Genomic DNA, 18,341 nt, shown 5'->3' on the forward strand with positions numbered 1-18,341 from the left:
TCAACCATCCTTATGACTTGCGACACGTTTTCCAATCCTTCAATTTCCTTCATGACCTCGCTCTTGATTTTCTGATCGACTTCAATCACCATGAGGGCCATTTGACCTTTTTCTTTCCGGGAAACTTCCATATGTCCAATGTTAATTTCATGATTCGCCAATACTGTCGAAACCGAAGATATGATTCCAAATACATCGTTATGCACGACTAAAATGGCTGGGTTTTCACCCGACAATTTAAGCTTGAACGTATTCAACTCCGTTATTTCTATCGTTCCCCCGCCAATGGAGATCCCAACTAGTTCCAATTCTTTATCTTCGTCGAACAGTCTGATTTTGACTGTATTGGGATGATCCATCACAGTATCTTCGATTGTAAAGGTAACTTCCATACCGGCTTCTTCCGCTATCGTTAAAGAGGCAGGGATTCGTTCATCATCCGTATCGAAATCCAATATCCCGCCTACGACAGCAACATCCGTACCGTGTCCCCTGTATGTTTTTGCAAAAGAACCATATAAAGAAATAATGGCTTTCTTCGGTTGCTTTCCGAATAATGTCCTTGCTACTCTGCCAATTCTGGCAGCTCCTGCTGTATGTGAACTTGAAGGTCCAATCATGACGGGACCGATTATATCGAATGCAGATCTGTATTTCATCGTGTAATGCCCCATTTCTGGCAATCTATTTTTTAACCGTCTTTTAAGGGTGAATGAAGATCAAAAAGCGGCTAATTACTATTTTAAAATATTTTTATCATTCCTGCAATGAAAACCCTTTCATTTCATATCCCATATTAACATATATTACATAACATACCTACCCAAAATATTTATTATTTAACGTGAAATCAATATTTGATTTTTCAGTATATTGGGATAATTAACTTTCAATCATTAAATTTGTAGAAAAGCTTGAAAAAAGCAGCCATCAGGCTGCTTCCCCTTCTATCTCCGATTTAACTCGCCTTTTTCTCATCGATGGATTTAGCAGCACCCCAAATTTCGGATGCCCATTCAGGATGGTCAATGAATGGATTGCGGTTATTTTGCCAGTCATGAATGACATCATTGCGATGGCTCTCGAAATCATCGACTGGATCGAGTTCATTCCATATCAAAAGTGTCGATAGCTTTCCATGAAGCGGCTTCGGATACGTATTGACTGTATCGGATAGTTCAAGATCCAACTCGCCGTCTCCTTCATATCGGACGGCCATGTAAAATAACATCCTTGCTATATCGCCTTTAACATGATCTGGCGGCTCCCATGAATCTGAATCAAACTTACATTCACATCCACTATATGTTTGACCGCCCTCGTCGAAATCAAGGTGGCCCCGTTTACCATTCACTGATACATCAGCGGGACGGAGGTGGTGAAGGTCTGTCCCGGGACCTTTGCTTGTCCCAAAATCACCGTGGGACTTTGCCCAAACATGTTCGCGGTTCCATTGTCCGGTATTGCCCCCATTCGCGTTCTTCGAGATGGATTTTCCAGAGTAAAGCAAGATGACATTCTGTTTATTCACCGGATCTTCATCCGTTTCTTTAAGGGCATTCCACACTTGATCATAAGATAACATCGTATGCCCTTTAATAATCGAGTGCAGAACCGATTTCAATTCAGTTCCCGTTTTTCCTGCCGCCGTTTCGTAATAAGCTTCAAGCGGCTTATCATCCGATACGGTCAGCGTGAAACGGGCAACCGTTTCCGATAGCTGGTCCTCGGCCTTGACTGCGACAAGGTATGTTCCAGCTTCGTTTGCAGGAAGGGATAATGCCTGGCCGGTGACTGTACCGATAGTGGATGAAAAGGTCAGCTTATCTCCATCTGTATCTGAGAAGTGCTCACTCAAATCGATGGTGACCCTGGAACCGGCTTTCACTTCAAGATTTTCCAGTTTTTTCGTTACGACGGGCGGATGATTTTCTTTAGGGTCGAAAGGGGAAGCAATTGCTTCCCCTTTCGAATTGACAAACTTGACATTCGATATGTCGACACCTTCTGTTACCGACCATTTCTGAACGTTTTCAGCGCCCCTGATTTCTTTTACATTGGCGTTGTCAATGATGACTTCCTTCACCGCCATGCCTCCAAAATCAATGATTGCGCCTTCCTTATCCGGTTTTATCGTCACAGATGCATTCTTCAGCCCAAGGCCTTTGAGTACAGCATATGAACCTTTTAACCAGATACCTTCTTCGATGTTGGATGTTTCGTCAAGATCGATCAAAACACTAGGTGAAGCAATCGTAAGTCTTTTTGTTTTAACGTTTGTTACATGATACGTTTTTTCTGGAGCAGGAGGCTCAACACTACCTGATTCAGATAACGAGGTTGAAATCAGTACAGGGTCATGATCGCTTGCCCTTCCATGAACTTCCATGAAGGATGAGTTAATATGGACAATATCGACTTTCGTTGCCGCGGCCATATTATTCGATACAAGGATATGGTCCAGTACTTGTGAATTGCCTTGATATGTGTAAGAATAACGTTTTTCAAAAGGGACTTTCTCGATCATATTGGTTAGATCTTTGCCCTTTAATGTTTTAAGCGGTGCCGAAAATTCAAAATCATTAAAGTCTCCAAGCAAGACGATATTCGCTTTGGCATCCTGTGACTTGATATCACTGACAAACCGATTGACGATGGAGGCAATTTGAAGCCTTTGCGTTTCACTTGAAAGGAAAGGAGGCTGGTTTTTGCCGAATATAGGCTGGTCACCGCCCTTGGAATTAAAATGATTGGCCACCACAACTACGCTTTCGCCTCTAAATTCGAATTGAGCGGCTAAAGGCTTCCTGCTTGAAGTGAAGGCGGGATCGCTAGGCTCGATTCGGCCAGGGTTCAAGGTAAGTTTTCCATCCTTGAAGGCCACGGACTGTGTTGCCGTTCCTTTCGTTCCTTCAGTCAATTTGACACGATCGACATTATATAAAAAGCCTACGCGGATATTCCCGCCGGGTGCCCCGCCATCAAGTTTATCTTCTGGAGCGATATCGATGTATTGATATTGCGGTCCGCCCAGCTCTTTTATTTTGTCGGTTAACTTCTTGGCACTTTGAGCAGAATCCGTTGTCCCGCTATCCGTTGCCCCATCATTATCTTGCATTTCCGTTACGCCGATGATATCGGGTTGTTTAAGATTGGTAATGATGGATTTTGCGATCGTTTCGACTTTAGAATTAGCTGTTTGAGTGGAAAAATTCTCGATATTATAGGAAGCGATCGATAGCTTATCAGCATCCTTCTCTAAGGAGGTCACTTCCCGGGCCGTACCGCCATCCTTTAACGCAGGCAGCTGGGCTTTATCCGTCACTACCCTATAGTTGCTATATCCATAGCTGATGACACCCGTGACCGAACCTTCAAAGAAATCACCCGTTTTCGCTGCAAATGATTCATCATTTATATCCAGGGTAATTCTTTCAGGATTGAAATCCGTTTCCGTTATTTTGACGCCCCCAACTGCAGTCGTTGTTTCCATATTCCCTGGAATCACGACCAATTCACCATAGTCTTGAGGAGCGACCACTTTCGGGTTATATACTTGCACGAGCATTCCTTCCAGACTCTCGTAGAAATCAATGCCGTCTTCGCCCGGATTATAATCTGTCAATCTATCATCATCGATGTTCTCGGACGGCGGAATGACATCTTTTCCGATGACGATCGGTTCTGGCATCGCTGCAGTGCCAAGCTTTTCAATCGTCGTATTGGTCAATTCAGTTGTTGGCAGATCCGTCGTTTTCATTTCAGCGTATCCTTCGATATACCTCTCAGCGACTTTACCTGCCACTTTGACATGATCCCCCGCTTTCAGACCATGTGCTTTGTTGTACACAAGTATTCCCTCGGAAGTCGTTAAGTCCTTATCCGGGTTGGGATCTTGCATATAAAAATTATTCGCATCCTTTACATTAGTGACGACACCTTCCACACCTGAGACGAGTTGATTTTCATATGGTGAAAAATGATTCATCCCCTGAATGTCACGAATCTTCACTTCATTGGTTTTGGTAACGGTATAGGCAAAAGTGAAAACTTCCGATGTCTTGTCGTTGACAGCGATTGCCTTGATGACAGTATCTTTCGTTAAAATGATCGGTTCTGTGTACAAGGCACTTGAAGACGTCGGTGCGGATCCATCCAGCGTATAATGGATTTTCGCTTCTTCCCAGCCAGATTCAAGTGATACTTTTGTATTTTCACTAACCGTACCAGGGAAAATATCCGTGTAAACGGCTGGTTTGTTCACCAGTTCATAATCTTCAATGCCACGCGGCTTCAACTGATACGTGTCATTGAACCTCGATCCGATCCCGGTTACGGAAATGACATCCCCCACTTTAAAGTTCCTCACGAAATCTTCATAACTCGACCCGGTCCGGTTATCATGGCGAACGATAACAGATTTCCCTTCAGTATCTTCCGCCTTGAATTCGAATGTTCCGTATGTTCCCGATGCCGCCAATTCTGTAATGGTCGCTTTTTCAATGGTGACCAGCTCACCTTGTGTTTCCTCATTGACTCCAGTTGCATCAATTTTTTGGATTTCAGGAAGTTCATTCCCGGAAGAAACCACTTCAAGGGAGGTTGGTTGAATTTGCAATTCCTTATTATAAGCGGATACTTGTCCGATTAAAGTAACCTTATCCCCTTGCTTTACATCCTCAGGCCACGAAGAACCATAAACATATAGTCCAGCCGTTTCATCTTGGATATAAAAGCCTTTTCCTCCCCAATAACCAAGCCCCGTGGTGACCACTCCATCGACCTGCACTACATCTTCGGTATTCGTGCGCGCCTCGGCAATGGAGTCCAGAACCTTCACATCAGGCTGTTCAGGAGTTGTTCCTCCATCAGTGATGATCGTGTAATCCGTTGCGGATTTCAGGCCGGGTACTGAAAAGTACTTTTCCAACTTCCCCGTAATCGTCACCTGCGCTTTGAGTAAATCCGGATGTTCGACCAAATTCAATGCCGTTCTGATATTTCCGGCTGGAAGCTGGACAGGCATGATTTTCTTAACATCCGTTTCACCCGGACTATCCGCAATACCTATGTTCGTACTTTCAGTAAAAGGCGATGTTTGCTGATAGCTTGTACCGCTTTTAGCTGTACCGACGATATATCCCTTCACCGTCGCCGCTCCGCTGTTATTATTAATCGCTTCCATTACCGATATTGTCCCTTCCGCTTTTGCAGCGGCTGCATTTGGCAAAACCGTCGACAGCACGATCAGCATGGCAAAGAAAAGCTTGCTTATCCCGTTCTTCTTCAAGATCTCAACCCCTCCAACTTTTTTTCGCAGGCTCAGGAATCATTTGAATACCGCTTAAAGAATGGTTTCGCCATTCACCGTGACACCGCTCATGCTCACGGTCTTACCGTTAAGTCCTGATAAATCCAAATTACCCTCGACCGTAACCTGTGAAAAAGTAAAGTTATCCGGAGGAGTTCCTGTTAATGTAAGATTCCCTTTAACGACTGCATTTTCCAATGAAGCGATATCCGTGATGTCCACAACTACATGACCTTCATGTGTTTTTGGGGCATCAGCCGTTCCGCCAAAGTCTTTGGCCAATACGACAGTCGGGTCTGTATTGCTTCCGGCGACATCCTTGATGCGTCCTTCGATGCTTGGATCGACAGTTTTCAGCCCGCTTACATAATCCCGTAAATTCTCCCAATCAGCGAGTCCGATATCCGTCATCCTTCCTTCTTCATATGCCTTCTTGAAAACGGTGAATCCATCTCCGCCCTTGGCTGTAAAAGCATTGGTCGCCACGACATATTCCTTCGCTGCATCCAATTCGGAATAGGTTCCATCTTGTCCAAGGACTTCAACCTTTGTGACACGATTGCCTGCTTCCTTCGAACTGTCGTAGCTGAATTTCATTCCGGAAACATGCAGGAAGCCGCCATTTTCCTTAGGAGCGAGGCTCACACTATGCTCTAATGCTTCATTGATTTCTGCACCGGTAAGCTTCATCGTCGCTAACGTATTCCCAAACGGTAAAACGGTTAGGATTTCCCCTAAAGTGATCTCACCTTGATCGATGCCAGCGCGGATGCCCCCGCCATTTTGGAAGGCTATGACCGTATCCTTATTGAATTCTTTCGCTTTACTAAGCATTCCATCCGTAATTAAATTGCCCAGTTCCGTTTCATTTTTACGAACACTCGGCTTCGTTACATCTCCTGCATCACGCGGTGTTTCCAAAGCTTTCACAGCTGTTGCACCAGTCTTCGTTTCCTTCAGCTCCTTAATCTTCGAGGAGTATGTTTCGAGCACTTTCGCCGCTTCGGCATCATCCTGTTTTTCAGAAAGCTTAATCAGCTGACCGGCTTGTCCGACAATCTTGCCATCCTTATCGAAATTCACATCGATCGTTCCTAAATAGTCGCTATACTGATACCCTTGAACGATGACAGTCGGCTCTTTCGTTTTCCCTTTATCATCTTTGTCAACAACAACGGGGGCGTCTAACTGCGTATGGCTATGTCCGCCCACGATCACGTCGATGCCCTTGACCTTGGCAGCCAATGTTAAATCATTGTCATAAGCCGCATTGTCATCGTAACCGATATGGGATACGGCAACTATCTTATTGACTCCCATGCCTTTGAACGCCTTGACCGCTTTTTCGGCTTCTTCAAGATAGTTTTCGAATTCTATACTTCCAGGACTTGAAATATCTTTCGTCTCTTCAGTTGTAAGCCCGAAGAACCCTACCTTTTGGCCATCCACTTGTTTTACGATCCCATTGTATATCTTCCCTTGCTCTGGCTTACTTGAAATCAAGTCCGAGAATAGTCCCTTGAACTTATCATCTTTGGAGAAGTCCACATTCGAACTGACAAATGGGAACTGTGCCCCTTTAATGAAGTCAGCCAAAGCTTGATGCCCTTCGGCGCTTGATCCCAAATCAAACTCATGATTCCCGAATGTCATGACGTCATATTTCATTAAATTCATGAAGCGAAGATCGGCTTGCCCTTTGAATTCATTAAAATAGAGAGTTCCCGAGAATACGTCACCAGCATCCACCAAAAGAGCTTGCGGCTTACTCTTACGCACTTCCTTAACAGCCGTTACCCTTTTGGCCACGTTGTCCAAGTGGGCATGCGTATCATTCGTATGCATCAAGGAAAGGGTGATCGCCTTCGCTGGATTTTTCAAGGCCTCTTCAGCGGCAGCGACTTTCTTATCCGCCAATGCCATTTTCGCCAGGAATTCCTTTCGGTCCGACTCCTTGATTCCATTTAGATTAATGGCTGCTTTCGCCTTTTTAGCCGCGTTTATCTGTTCTTTCGTTTTAAGTTCCCCATTGGCAAGGGCTACATAGGCATTGACCCGTTTTGCCACTTCTTTTTTCTTTTCTGCATATACCGCATCATCATACTTACCTTTCACTTCTTTAACATAGGCGTGTATGGCTTTTCCGAGCTTGGATGTATTGCTGACCTTTTTCAACTGCGAAGAAACGGTTTGCATCCGCTTGTCCGCGGTCTTTAAATCACCCTTCTTCACCCAGTAAGCAGCTTTTTCATAGTAGTACGGAACTTTCAGGTCACCGTTCAAAGCTGTTTTGGTCGATTTAGTGAATTTATCGTATAAAAGCTTTTCGATTTTCGCACCGTAAACGGTATCTTTAATATCCTTATCTGCCTTTTTCACGGCTTTATCCAGTGCCTCGTATTGATTCCTGATATCAATTGATTTCTTGGAAAGGATGGCATTCGTAAGTGCGCCAATTGATTTGCCATGTGCAGCTTTTGCTTTCTCAGCCGCTTTATATCCTTTTACATATCCTTCTGAACGAGTGATGTACTTATCATAAGCCTCGATTTCTTTGTATTTGGCATCTTTTTCTTTTTTGCTTAACATTGATTTTTTAATGGTAGAGTTGATGTCTTTTTTTGCTTGTTTTGCAGATTTGATTTGTTTTTCAATAGTGGACACTGAAGCGAGTTTAGAAGTGTAGAAATAGGTATCGAATGGTTTTTTGATGGCGGCCTTGGCCGTTTTGATTTTACTATTCAGGCTAGTGGCAGCATCAGAAGGTGCCGGCGCTACCGCTACGATCGTTGTCGCAGCCATTATGGTAGCTGATGCAATTTTTACGATTTTCTTTTTCCCCATTATAGTTAATCCCCCCATAAGTTATATACTGACATAACATTCTGCTAACTTATCCATAGAATTGACACGTCTTTCCAAAAATTGAATCCCGACAAATTTACTTACCTATACACAAATCCACCCTACTTTTTTCCTCTAAAGATCCGTGTATCTCTTATATTACAGCAAAATAATCCAATTTTAAAACAAATTTACAATACAACATGGAATATTAACAGAATATTTTCATTATACTCACCCCAAAATACCCATTATCGGAAAGATGATATATCGATAAAACGATTGAATGGTAAAATAGTTCTAATTTACCTCGTGACCACTCATGGTCTTTATACCTGATTTGTCCAAAAGCAAAAAAAAAGAGAGATTTAAATCTCTCCCAGACTGTAGACAAATTCGAAGAAAGCCGTTTTTTTCTTTAAAAAAGGTTCCGGTTGTTTTCAGAAATCCACTCCCTTTTCAGCCGACCGTCTGCCAAGCCTCATCAAAGCAAGCGCCTGTGTGGTCTCGGCAAGCCAGTTATTCGGCAGGAGTGTCGCAAATTTCTTCAAGCTAATGTCTCATTTAAAAAAGTAATAAAACATGAATCTCTATCTCAGTCCACCAATATTGCCGTTATATCAACTTCACTTTGCCAAGATATAATAAGCAGAAACAACATTACTCCCTTTTTTTAGGTTGGATAATATAGGATCATGCTTAATCGAGTTATTGCTTCCCCTGAATTATGGTAGGTATGCGGTCTGTCAGCCTTGAATCTGATAGAATCACCATTCCTTACTGTATATTCTTCGTTATTTACACGTACAGTCAGTTCCCCTTCAAAAACAGTTATGTACTCTTCCGTTCCTTCCCTATGCGAATCGGAACTTAGGAATCCACCTTTTTCTATCTCGACTGAATATACTTCAAAGCGCTTCTCATCTTCAAAGGGGAAGTGGGGATAAACTCGATATTTTCCGTTATCTTCAGATAAAGATTGAATTTCACTTTTTAAAATGATTTTTGTATCCGGCTGCGGGCTATTTATCAGTGAAGAAAAAGAAATCTTCAATCCATTGGCTATTTTCCAAATTGTTGTAATCGTAGGGCTCGATCCTCCCCTTTCTATTTGTCCGATCATCGTTTTACTTACTCCAGTTAATTCTGCAACCTTTTCAAGACTTAATTTCTTACTTTCCCTGATGGCTTTTAAATTGTTAGCAATAATAAAATTTATTTCTTCCATAAAAATGCTCCTTATTTACAATATAACGTCGGCATTGTACAATAAAAAGGAAGTCGTTATAATGTCACTTTCGGTCATTATAGCATACAAAGGAGAGTCAACCATGCATTTACTATCTTTTTTGCTATTTGTTTTCGTTACAAGTTTCACTCCAGGTCCAAATAACATCATGGCAATGTTATTTGCGAACAAGTACGGGTTAAAAAAGACGATTAAATTTTGTTTCGGTGTAGGTGCCGGTTTTTTTGTAATCATGTTATTGTGTAGTTATTTTAATGTTTTGCTTGAAAATTTCATACCGAAGATTGAATTTATCATGACTATCCTAGGTGCAATCTATATGCTATATCTGGCCATAAAAATCATTTCAAGTTCAAATAAAGCTAAGGACGATAATGATGACAGGAACAACAGTTTTATAGCGGGCATGCTTTTACAATTCATAAACCCAAAAGGCATTCTATATGGCATCACGGCAATATCGACCTTCATCCTACCTTATCACTCTTCAAATTTCAGCTTACTATTCTTTTCATTATTTCTGGCTTTTGTCGGTTTTATGAGTACGTTCTGTTGGAGTATGTTCGGTTCGGTTTTTCAAACGTTTTTATCAAAGTATAGGAGTCAGTTTAATGTAGTCATGGCTTTGTTATTAGTGTATAGTGCCATTTCGATTCTTGTACACTAAAAGGGTAACGGGTGCGATCCTTCATTAAGAAGGATTGCACCATGCCTCCCTCCCCCTGCATTAAATGTTTAAGCTCCCTTCGAATATGGTCACGGCATGGCCGGAAAGTTTAACTGTGTCTTCCGTTACTTCAACCTTCAGTAGTCCTCCTCTTTCCGATGCCTGATAGGCTATAGTGATACTTTTGTTCAGCTTGCTTTTCCAATATGGCCCCAGACAGCAATGGGCAGAGCCCGTTACATGATCTTCGTCAAGGCCTTGGGCAGGGGAAAAGAAACGTGAAACGAAATCATATTCACTGCTATCCGATTGACTCGTTACAATGACACCCCGAATAGGCAATTGGGCAATGTAATCTATATCCGGCTTTATATTCCTTACGATTTCCTCTGATTGAACTTCGACTAGATAATCCCATTTGTTTTGTCCAACATACACAGGTACAACACCTAAAGCTTTTATCAGTAATTCAGGGGCAGCGATCTCCTGCTCGATTAATGACGGGAACTCCAATTGAACCATTCCATCCACGAATTTTGCAGTGAGAAGTCCGCTTTTCGTCTGATAGACAATTGGTTGATCCCTTGGCACGTATCCTTTAACCCACAAAAAGAAAGAGCTTGCCAGCGTCCCGTGTCCGCAAATCGGGATTTCAACGGAAGGTGTGAACCAACGCAGCTGCCATTCGCCATTATGAAGGTGATTGAATGCAGTGACAGGCATATTAATCTCTTTAGCTATTCGCTGCATCCACTCGCTGTCACTTTCCCCGGTAAGAAGGCAGACAGCAGCAGGATTTCCTTTAAAAGGTTGATCTGTAAACGTATTAATGATGGTTAATTCCAAAAAAAATGCCTCCTTAAATGGATTGTCCGTAATACATTTCCACAAGGAAGAACACATTTCCTTTATGGTAATTACCCATACCTGTTTTTAAGGAGTTCTCTTTATCTCATAAACTGAAAAAGACCACCATATGGCGGTTTTTCTGATTTTTATATTTCTTCATCCATATTCCAAACGATTGTTAACATTGTTATAAAACTGCATTTCGAAATCTAAAAGGTTTTCACTAAAATGGACAGCTTTATAAAAAAAGCTGCCCATCACTATATTAATTATGTGTGATCCACCTTGAAAAAACACCCTACAGTTTCCGTACAATAAATGTATCCCCAAGCAGTTCCCAATTCTGGGGATAAGGATAACCAAGTACCCAATAACTGAGACCCCTTGACCTATAAATCTTCACCAGGTCGAATTTAGCTTTAGCACTGCGTGCGTCCTCAAACCAAACTTCATGTGTGCGTCCCTGATTATCTTTGTACCTATAATAAGGTGATTGGGCTGTCTCGTCATATTTTATTTCTACATTATATTGGACGGCGCGTCTGATGGCTTCCTGCATGTCGAAAGTCTCTGCTTCCTGCCCCTCTTCATGAGGAACAAGCCAGTCCCGTGCATAAATTTGAAATCCTATGAAGATTTTGTTTGTTGGTATAGCCGTTACGGCATAGTCAAGGACACGCTTTATTTCATTAATGGGAGAGATTGCCTGGGGCGGTCCCTTTCGGTAACCCCATTCATATGTCATCAGCACTACGAAGTCGAGCAGCCGTCCGTGAACTGGATAATCATGTGCCTCAACTAATGTTCCCTTTTGATTGGCGCTAGTTTTTGGGGCAAGGGAGGATGACACAAAGTAGCCCTCAGGATGCAATCGATCCACTGCTCTTTGGAGAAAGCGATTGTAGAACTCACGGTCCTCTGGTGCTACACTTTCAAAATCGATATTCAATCCACGGTACCCTTTATTTTTCATCGTTTTTATGACGTTGGTTAATAATTTTTCCACTAAACTTAAATCGGAAAGTAACGTATGTGCAAGCTGTGTTCCCGCTTCCGTGGCGGAAAAATTCGTTATGCACATCATGGGTATGACGCCAGTTGACTGTGCCGCCCGTATCGTCGGGGTGTCATCTATGACTTCTAAGCTGCCATCTTTCCTCATTCTATAACCAAATGGACTTACGTAGGTCAAATCGTAGGCTACTTCACGTACCTGCTCCGCACCGGTTTGCCCGTAAACGTTTGTAAAGCCATTTACATCAATGATGGGTTTTGGTTTCTGGGGAATCCTTATTATCCGTCCGATATGGATATTGGACGGATCTGTAATCCGATTCATCTGCATAATCGCTTGAACTGTCGTTCCATAACGTCTTGCTATATCATAAAGAGTATCTCGTTCCCTTACGGTATGATAAATAACCGGAATGGTTAGTCTCTGCCCTGGATAGATAGCAGAAGGATTTGTGATGCGATTCGATTGCATGATTTCCTGTACCGTAGTTCCAAACTGATTTGCGATTTTATCTAGAGTATCCCCTTGCTGAACCCTGTACTGAAGATAAGGTTCAGGAATCAAAAGTGCTAGGCCAATCACTAGCTTATCTGGATTTTCAAGACCATTGATCCGAACAATTCGGTTGGTACTGACACCATATTGCTGGGAAATTCCCCACAAAGAATCCCCCCTATTCACCACATGGATTTTCACATGCACTGCCCCACTTTCCTTCAAAATATTCCATTCATTTTATTCCCTAGATAGCCCTAATATGTTTTTTTACGTTCAACATTCCAGTATTCTTAGTTTTTTCGCTCTTATTGCGTATAATTTTTGTAACCCAATGTGAGCCCGGATTCTTTACGTAAGAAAAACAAGGGAGTGATTTCAGTAGAGGAAAAGAGGTAAGCAAATCCCCCAAAGACAAGGACATTGCCAAAACCGTACCTATAAAGGTGACCGTGCAGAAACTGATCCATTCTATCAGCACGACAAAGGGATGTTACATGCAAAGCTGGTGATCATTGATGGGGAAATTGCAGAGGTAGGCGCAGCAAACTATGCGAAATACCGGGGAGCAACTTCAAACTTTTATCTTCCTGACTTTCATGCTTAATTTATTTTGGAATCTTCTTAGACCTATTACAATGAGTTGAAGCGTTTTGAGCCCCCTATTTCCACAGCTGAAAATCATTATAGAACGAGAAATTAAAAAAAGAGCGATTGCTAACTAAATGCAGCCGCTCTTTGTATATTATTTATACTTGTTTCAGTTATCTTAAAATGCAGTCATCTAAAGAATTTCCTGCCCTGTTTAAGTCAATGTTAACAGTTTGGCAGAAGTATAATTATACTTCTCGATTGATAAATCAAAAACGGCTCCCGCTTTTAAAAAGACCGTACTTTCAACTATTAAGGTCGGATCTCCTGGCTGCAAGTCCAAAAGCTTGGCATCATCATCATTTAGTTTTTCACACGAAATGATTTTATCTGCAAACCCGATATTCAACTTCAAATCCTCTACTATATATTCATAAATGGAACCATTTGCGATTTCTTTATTTAAGATGGGGATGATGTCTTTATTGAAAAAGGACTCTTCTATTACAATGGGTGCACCATTTAAGTATCTAACCCGTTTGAGGTTATAGATTTTGGTTTTCACCTGGCATTTCATTTGTTTGGCCAACTTTTCATCAGCTTCTATTAATTCTAACTTCAACACTTTACTTTTCATTTCATCATTCGGAAACACTTTGGTCAAGCCGCTCATATCCCTCATCGAAATGCATCCCGGTCTGGAAAATTCCCTTAGGAATATGCCGCTTCCTTGCACTTGATAGATATAACCCTGCTCAACCAATATATTGATTGCTTTTCTAATGGTATTCCTGCTGACATCGAACTTCTTCATCAACTCTTCTTCAGTAGGTAACTTAGTATTTAATGTATATTTTCCTTCTACTATTTCTTTCTCCAGTTGTTCTACGACCATTCTATACTTTACATCCATATTTCCATATACCTTCCTCTATACATAATGATTTAGAACACTACTTTAGACTGAATGATAGGTTTTCTTTACAATAGTTTATTTTATAACGATTGTAAAGAAACCTCTGTTTCTTTCAGACTGTAGACAAATTCGAAGAAAAGCCAGTTTGCCTCCTGTTTTTTATTTTGGCTTTGTTAAAGGATGCTGTTAATCGAAACAATCTGGGTTAATTTGGTAAAATTATTTTAGATTTAATAAAAAAACTGGGGGAAATCTTTTGAAAAAAAACTATTTCACTTTTAGCTTAATATTAATTTTGTCCTTGATAATAATTTCTGGTTGCACTAATTCTAAAGACAGCATAGCTACTATTTCAGTTAATTCCGATTCTGAACATGCGAATACTTTTAAAAAATTAAATTTAGGGGAACTGTATGATTTTGATTTTAAATTAAATAAAGCAGATAAAACTTGGGTAAATGTTTGGATAGAAAGTTATAAAGATGGAAAACAAGAACCTCAACCGTTAGCTGAACTATCTTATGGAAAAAACCCTAACAAAGTGGTGGAAGGAAATTTAGGATTTGGAATAATAAATACTGATGATACTCGTTTAGGTATTCTTTATGCACCCAATGTAACCGCAACCCCACAAAAAATAGACAAAATACATTCTGTTGGTGTGTTTAGCGGATGGGACTATGCCATAGGGGAAGATAAAGTAGAATTAAAATTAGGAGAAACGTATTTATTAGGTGCATACAGAGAATCCAAAGGAAACTCTATAAGGACATATAATTTACAAGACGAAAATGAAGTGAAGAAAATGATAAAGGATGATAGTGTTATATTTTTACTTAAAATTAAAATAGAAGAAAAATGAATAATTTTTGATTATATTACAGCTGAAGATCAAAGCTGTCTTTAAGGCAGCTTCTTCTTTATGCACCCATAGGGTCAGAATCGTTTAGGAATAAAGGATAATCTAATGTTCCAGTTGATTTTCAGAAATCCGCTCCCTTTCCGCCGACTGTCTGCCAAGCCTCCTCGGCGCGAGCGCCTGTGGGGTCCCGGCTATCCAGTTATTCGGCAGGAGTGTCGCATATTTCTTCAATCCAAGAAGGATTACAGGAAAAAACTTAAATGATAAACTAGTCTAAAACATAATGCGGTGTGAGATCAGCCTACAGTTTTTATTAAAAAAAACATTGGAAATCAACGATCAGATTACAAACCCTCAAAAAAAACGTTCCAGTTGATTTCAGAAATCTAAAAAACTATTAAGAAAACCATAGTCTTGTAATCTGGATCGGGATGAGCCACTCCGCCCCCTCCAGACTATAGCCAAATTGGAAGAAAAGTCAGTTTGCCAATAGTTTTTTATTTAAAAAACGTTCCAGTTGATTGGAACGGAGGGTACGAGACTCCTGCGGGAAAAGCGCGTCTAGGGGAGAACCCCGCAGGCGACGCCGAGGAGGCTCCACGACCGCCCGCGGAAAGCGAGTGCCTGGAGTGGAAATCAACGATCAGATTACTAACCCTTAAAAAAAACGTTCCAGTTGATTTCAGAAATCTAAAAACTATTAAGAAAACCATAGTCTTGTAATCTGGATCAGGATGAGCCATTCCGCCCCCTCCAGAATATAGCCAAATTGGAAGAAAAGTCAGTTTGCCAATAGTTTTTTATTTAAAAAACGTTCCAGTTGATTGGAACGGAGGGTACGAGACTCCTGCGGGAAAAGCGCGTCTAGGGGAGACCCCGCAGGCGACGCCGAGGAGGCTCCACGACCGCCCGCGGAAAGCGAGTGCCTGGAGTGGAAATCAACGATCAGATTTACTAACCCTTAAAAAAAAGGTTCCAGTTGATTTCAGAAATCTAAAAAACTATTAAGAAAACCATAGTCTTGTAATCTGGATCGGGATGAGCCATTCCTCCCCCTCCAGACTATAGCCAAATTGGAAGAAAAGTCAGTTTGCCAATAGTTTTTATTTAAAAAACGTTCCAGTTGATTGGAACGGAGGGTGCGAGACTCCTGCGGGAAAAGCGCGTCTAGGGGAGACCCCGCAGGCGCAAGCCGAGGAGGCTCCACGACCGCCCGCGGAAAGCGAGTGCCTGGAGTGGAAATCAACGATCAGATTTACCAACCATGAAAAAAGAGACATCCAATCGATTAACGATAGGATGTCTCCAAATCTATTGAATTTCAACTGTCCCCAGCCATGCAGTTGTTTATAAATCCTTCATTCTCTTTAATGTGTAAACAAAATATTCCCAGTTGTTTATGGTCGAAGGGATGCTTAAGTGTTCTTCAGGTGTATGTACGGAAAACATATCCGGTCCGATTGAAACAGTATCCAACCCTAGTATCTTATCTATGAATACCCCACACTCGATCCCTGCATGCACAGCGATGATTTCAATATCTTCATGATATTTTTCTTTGTATGTCTCTTCAAATAATTTCTTGAGTTTCGAATCAGGATTATAGGGCCATTCCGGATAATCCGCGTCGACCAATAGATTGCACCCAAGCATATCGGCAATCGCCTTCGCTTGCATGACCATATTATATTTGATGCTTTTGACCGAACTTCTGATTTCACTTTCGAATATCATTTCCGCTTCATTCGTTGTAACGACCCCTAGATTCGTGGAACTTTCGACTAACCCTTCTATTCCCATGCTCATTCCTTGAACGCCATGCGGGATTACCAGTAAGGAGGTAATGGCTTTTGTCACCGTCTCTTTGGAAAAAACGGTTGAAGAAATCGTTTCGATCTTTTCAAACCTGATCGATACCTCAGGGTCGGAAGATTGCAGTTCATTTTTAAAAGTATTTTCCCATTGCTGGAGTCTCTCCGTTATCTTCTGAACATCTTCTCCATGAATCAGTACAGTTGCCTCTGCTTCACGAGGAATTGCATTCCCTTTCAGACCGCCGTTCATTTGCTGTATGCAGCAAGGGAAGTCTGTCGTTAATTCATGTAATACTCTGCCCAAAAGTTTATTGGAGTTCCCTCTTTCCTTATGGATGGACATACCGGAGTGTCCGCCCTTCAACCCTTTAATCCTGATGTTATAAGATACAGCATCAACAATAGAAGCCGATTCCCATCCGATTGGCAGGACCTGCCGCACGCGTATTCCTCCTGCAGAGCTGACCAGCAGCTTTCCATCTTCCTCCGAATCGATATTGATCATCATTTTCCCCTTGAAGTGAGCCGGATCCACGGCAAGTGCACCGTTCATTGTCGTTTCTTCTTCAGTCGTTATGATTATTTCAAGGGAGGGATGCGGAATATCATTTGCATCCAATAATGCCAAAGCATACGCAACAGCAATTCCATTATCAGCCCCCAATGTTGTATCCGTCGCATACAACATGTCTCCCACAATCCTTAATTGAAGCGGATCTTTCTCGAAATCATGAAGCGTACCCTTGTTCTTTTCGCAAACCATATCCATATGCCCCTGGATAATGATGGTAGGGGCACTTTCATATCCAATTGTGGCAGGCTTTTTGATGATGACATTCAGCGCTTCATCCTGGATCACCTCCAGGTCCCTATCCTTAGCGAAGTGAACCAGATAGTCACTGATCGCTTTTTCATTAGCCGATCCTCTCGGTATTTTGGAAATGGCTGCAAAATAATGAAACACCGGATGGCTCGATAATTCTTCTAAAGTGCTATACATGAAAAACATCCTTTCATTTAAAATATTTTTACTGCCTCTCATCCTTTTACTTTACCAGAACGGAACACTGCCACCCTCGTGAACAATGGATACAGAACGTACCCCAGATAAACACCAATCATATTCAGGATAAGGTCATCGACATCCAAACTTCCGCGTCGAAAAACGAACTGACAGATTTCGATGCCCGAAATCGAAAGTAATGGATAAAGAAATTTCCTTTTATCGGAGGGCTCTTTCCCTTCCCTGGACAACAAATACAGCCCGAATGGAATGAACAGCCCCACATTGGCGCTAAGGTTATAAAATGACACAAGCCCGTTCATATCGTTCGATAAATATGAAAGAATCGTAGAAAAAGGAAGCAAATTATACGAATATACCTGCCCTTCTGGTCGAAAGAACAGCAAAACCAATAATGATAAACTGTAGCCAAACAATAATGCCTGCCACAAAAGGCGCGGTATTCGGACCGTTTCACCTCGAAAAAAAAGTACCGCAAACGAAACGAAAAGAAGTATACAAAACCAGACAACGATGATCACCAAAGGATTCAAATATAATCGGAGCTGAAGGAAAAAAGGCAAACCGCACAAAAACAATGCTTGCGACAGCAAAAGGGAAAGCATGACCGATTTTAGAGACATACAACTCCCCCTTCTATTTCTTTCCAAATCATTGCATACGCTTATATCCTAGGACAACTTTAAGAACCCGTCAACAAACTG

At 41.6% G+C, this 18,341-nt stretch carries 12 protein-coding genes; 3 read left to right on the forward strand and 9 right to left on the reverse strand.

Going from position 1 to position 18,341, the window contains the following annotated elements:
• The 4 genes from sdaAB to ACFX4I_RS23095 all read right to left on the reverse strand — a co-directional run.
• Positions 1 to 659: L-serine ammonia-lyase, iron-sulfur-dependent subunit beta (gene sdaAB / locus ACFX4I_RS23080; RefSeq protein WP_377423272.1), on the reverse strand; the 659-nt coding region annotated here is incomplete at its 3' end.
• 299 nt (positions 660 to 958) lie between these two features.
• Positions 959 to 5,290 carry an endonuclease gene (locus ACFX4I_RS23085; protein WP_377423275.1) on the reverse strand — a complete coding sequence of 1,444 codons (4,332 nt, stop codon included), beginning with the start codon at positions 5,288 to 5,290 and terminating at the stop codon, positions 959 to 961.
• Between the two features lie 54 nt (positions 5,291 to 5,344).
• Complete coding sequence (locus ACFX4I_RS23090) at positions 5,345 to 8,155, reverse strand: bifunctional metallophosphatase/5'-nucleotidase (protein ID WP_377423277.1); 2,811 nt, start codon at positions 8,153 to 8,155, stop codon at positions 5,345 to 5,347.
• A gap of 673 nt (positions 8,156 to 8,828) precedes the next feature.
• Complete coding sequence (locus tag ACFX4I_RS23095) at positions 8,829 to 9,383, reverse strand: helix-turn-helix domain-containing protein (protein WP_377423279.1); 555 nt, start codon at positions 9,381 to 9,383, stop codon at positions 8,829 to 8,831.
• Between the two features lie 103 nt (positions 9,384 to 9,486).
• Between ACFX4I_RS23095 and ACFX4I_RS23100 the strand changes: the two genes are divergently transcribed.
• Complete coding sequence (locus ACFX4I_RS23100) at positions 9,487 to 10,071, forward strand: LysE family transporter (protein WP_230303756.1); 585 nt, start codon at positions 9,487 to 9,489, stop codon at positions 10,069 to 10,071.
• Between the two features lie 60 nt (positions 10,072 to 10,131).
• Here the strand turns inward: ACFX4I_RS23100 and ACFX4I_RS23105 are convergent, their stop codons facing one another.
• Entirely contained in the window at positions 10,132 to 10,917 is a 786-nt protein-coding gene (locus ACFX4I_RS23105) for a PhzF family phenazine biosynthesis protein (protein WP_377423281.1), read from the reverse strand.
• A 301-nt stretch (positions 10,918 to 11,218) separates the two neighbouring features.
• Entirely contained in the window at positions 11,219 to 12,631 is a 1,413-nt protein-coding gene (locus ACFX4I_RS23110; RefSeq protein WP_377423283.1) for a glycoside hydrolase family 18 protein, read from the reverse strand.
• 289 nt (positions 12,632 to 12,920) lie between these two features.
• On the opposite strand from ACFX4I_RS23110, the gene ACFX4I_RS23115 reads away from it, so the two are divergent.
• On the forward strand, positions 12,921 to 13,037 hold the full coding sequence (locus ACFX4I_RS23115; RefSeq protein WP_377423285.1) for a hypothetical protein: 117 nt from the start codon (positions 12,921 to 12,923) through the stop codon (positions 13,035 to 13,037).
• A gap of 198 nt (positions 13,038 to 13,235) precedes the next feature.
• On the opposite strand, the gene ACFX4I_RS23120 is transcribed toward ACFX4I_RS23115, so the two are convergent.
• Positions 13,236 to 13,934: a GntR family transcriptional regulator gene (locus ACFX4I_RS23120; RefSeq protein WP_377423287.1), complete on the reverse strand. Its 699-nt coding sequence runs from the start codon at positions 13,932 to 13,934 to the stop codon at positions 13,236 to 13,238.
• A 259-nt stretch (positions 13,935 to 14,193) separates the two neighbouring features.
• Here ACFX4I_RS23120 and ACFX4I_RS23125 point away from each other — a divergent pair, with 259 nt between their 5' ends.
• Positions 14,194 to 14,799 carry a hypothetical protein gene (locus ACFX4I_RS23125; protein WP_283932231.1) on the forward strand — a complete coding sequence of 202 codons (606 nt, stop codon included), beginning with the start codon at positions 14,194 to 14,196 and terminating at the stop codon, positions 14,797 to 14,799.
• Positions 14,800 to 16,146: 1,347 nt separating this feature from the next.
• Here the strand turns inward: ACFX4I_RS23125 and ACFX4I_RS23130 are convergent.
• Together ACFX4I_RS23130 and ACFX4I_RS23135 are read right to left on the reverse strand one after the other, a co-directional pair.
• On the reverse strand, positions 16,147 to 17,613 hold the full coding sequence (locus ACFX4I_RS23130; protein ID WP_377423289.1) for an aminoacyl-histidine dipeptidase: 1,467 nt from the start codon (positions 17,611 to 17,613) through the stop codon (positions 16,147 to 16,149).
• 38 nt (positions 17,614 to 17,651) lie between these two features.
• Positions 17,652 to 18,260, reverse strand: a complete 609-nt coding sequence (locus ACFX4I_RS23135) for a VanZ family protein (protein WP_283932232.1) — start codon at positions 18,258 to 18,260, stop codon at positions 17,652 to 17,654.
• Positions 18,261 to 18,341: the final 81 nt, after the last annotated feature.

It is taken from the genome of Peribacillus sp. YIM B13472 (genome assembly GCF_042788005.1).
In the GTDB taxonomy this organism is placed as follows: Bacteria; Bacillota; Bacilli; order Bacillales; family DSM-1321; genus Peribacillus; species Peribacillus simplex_E.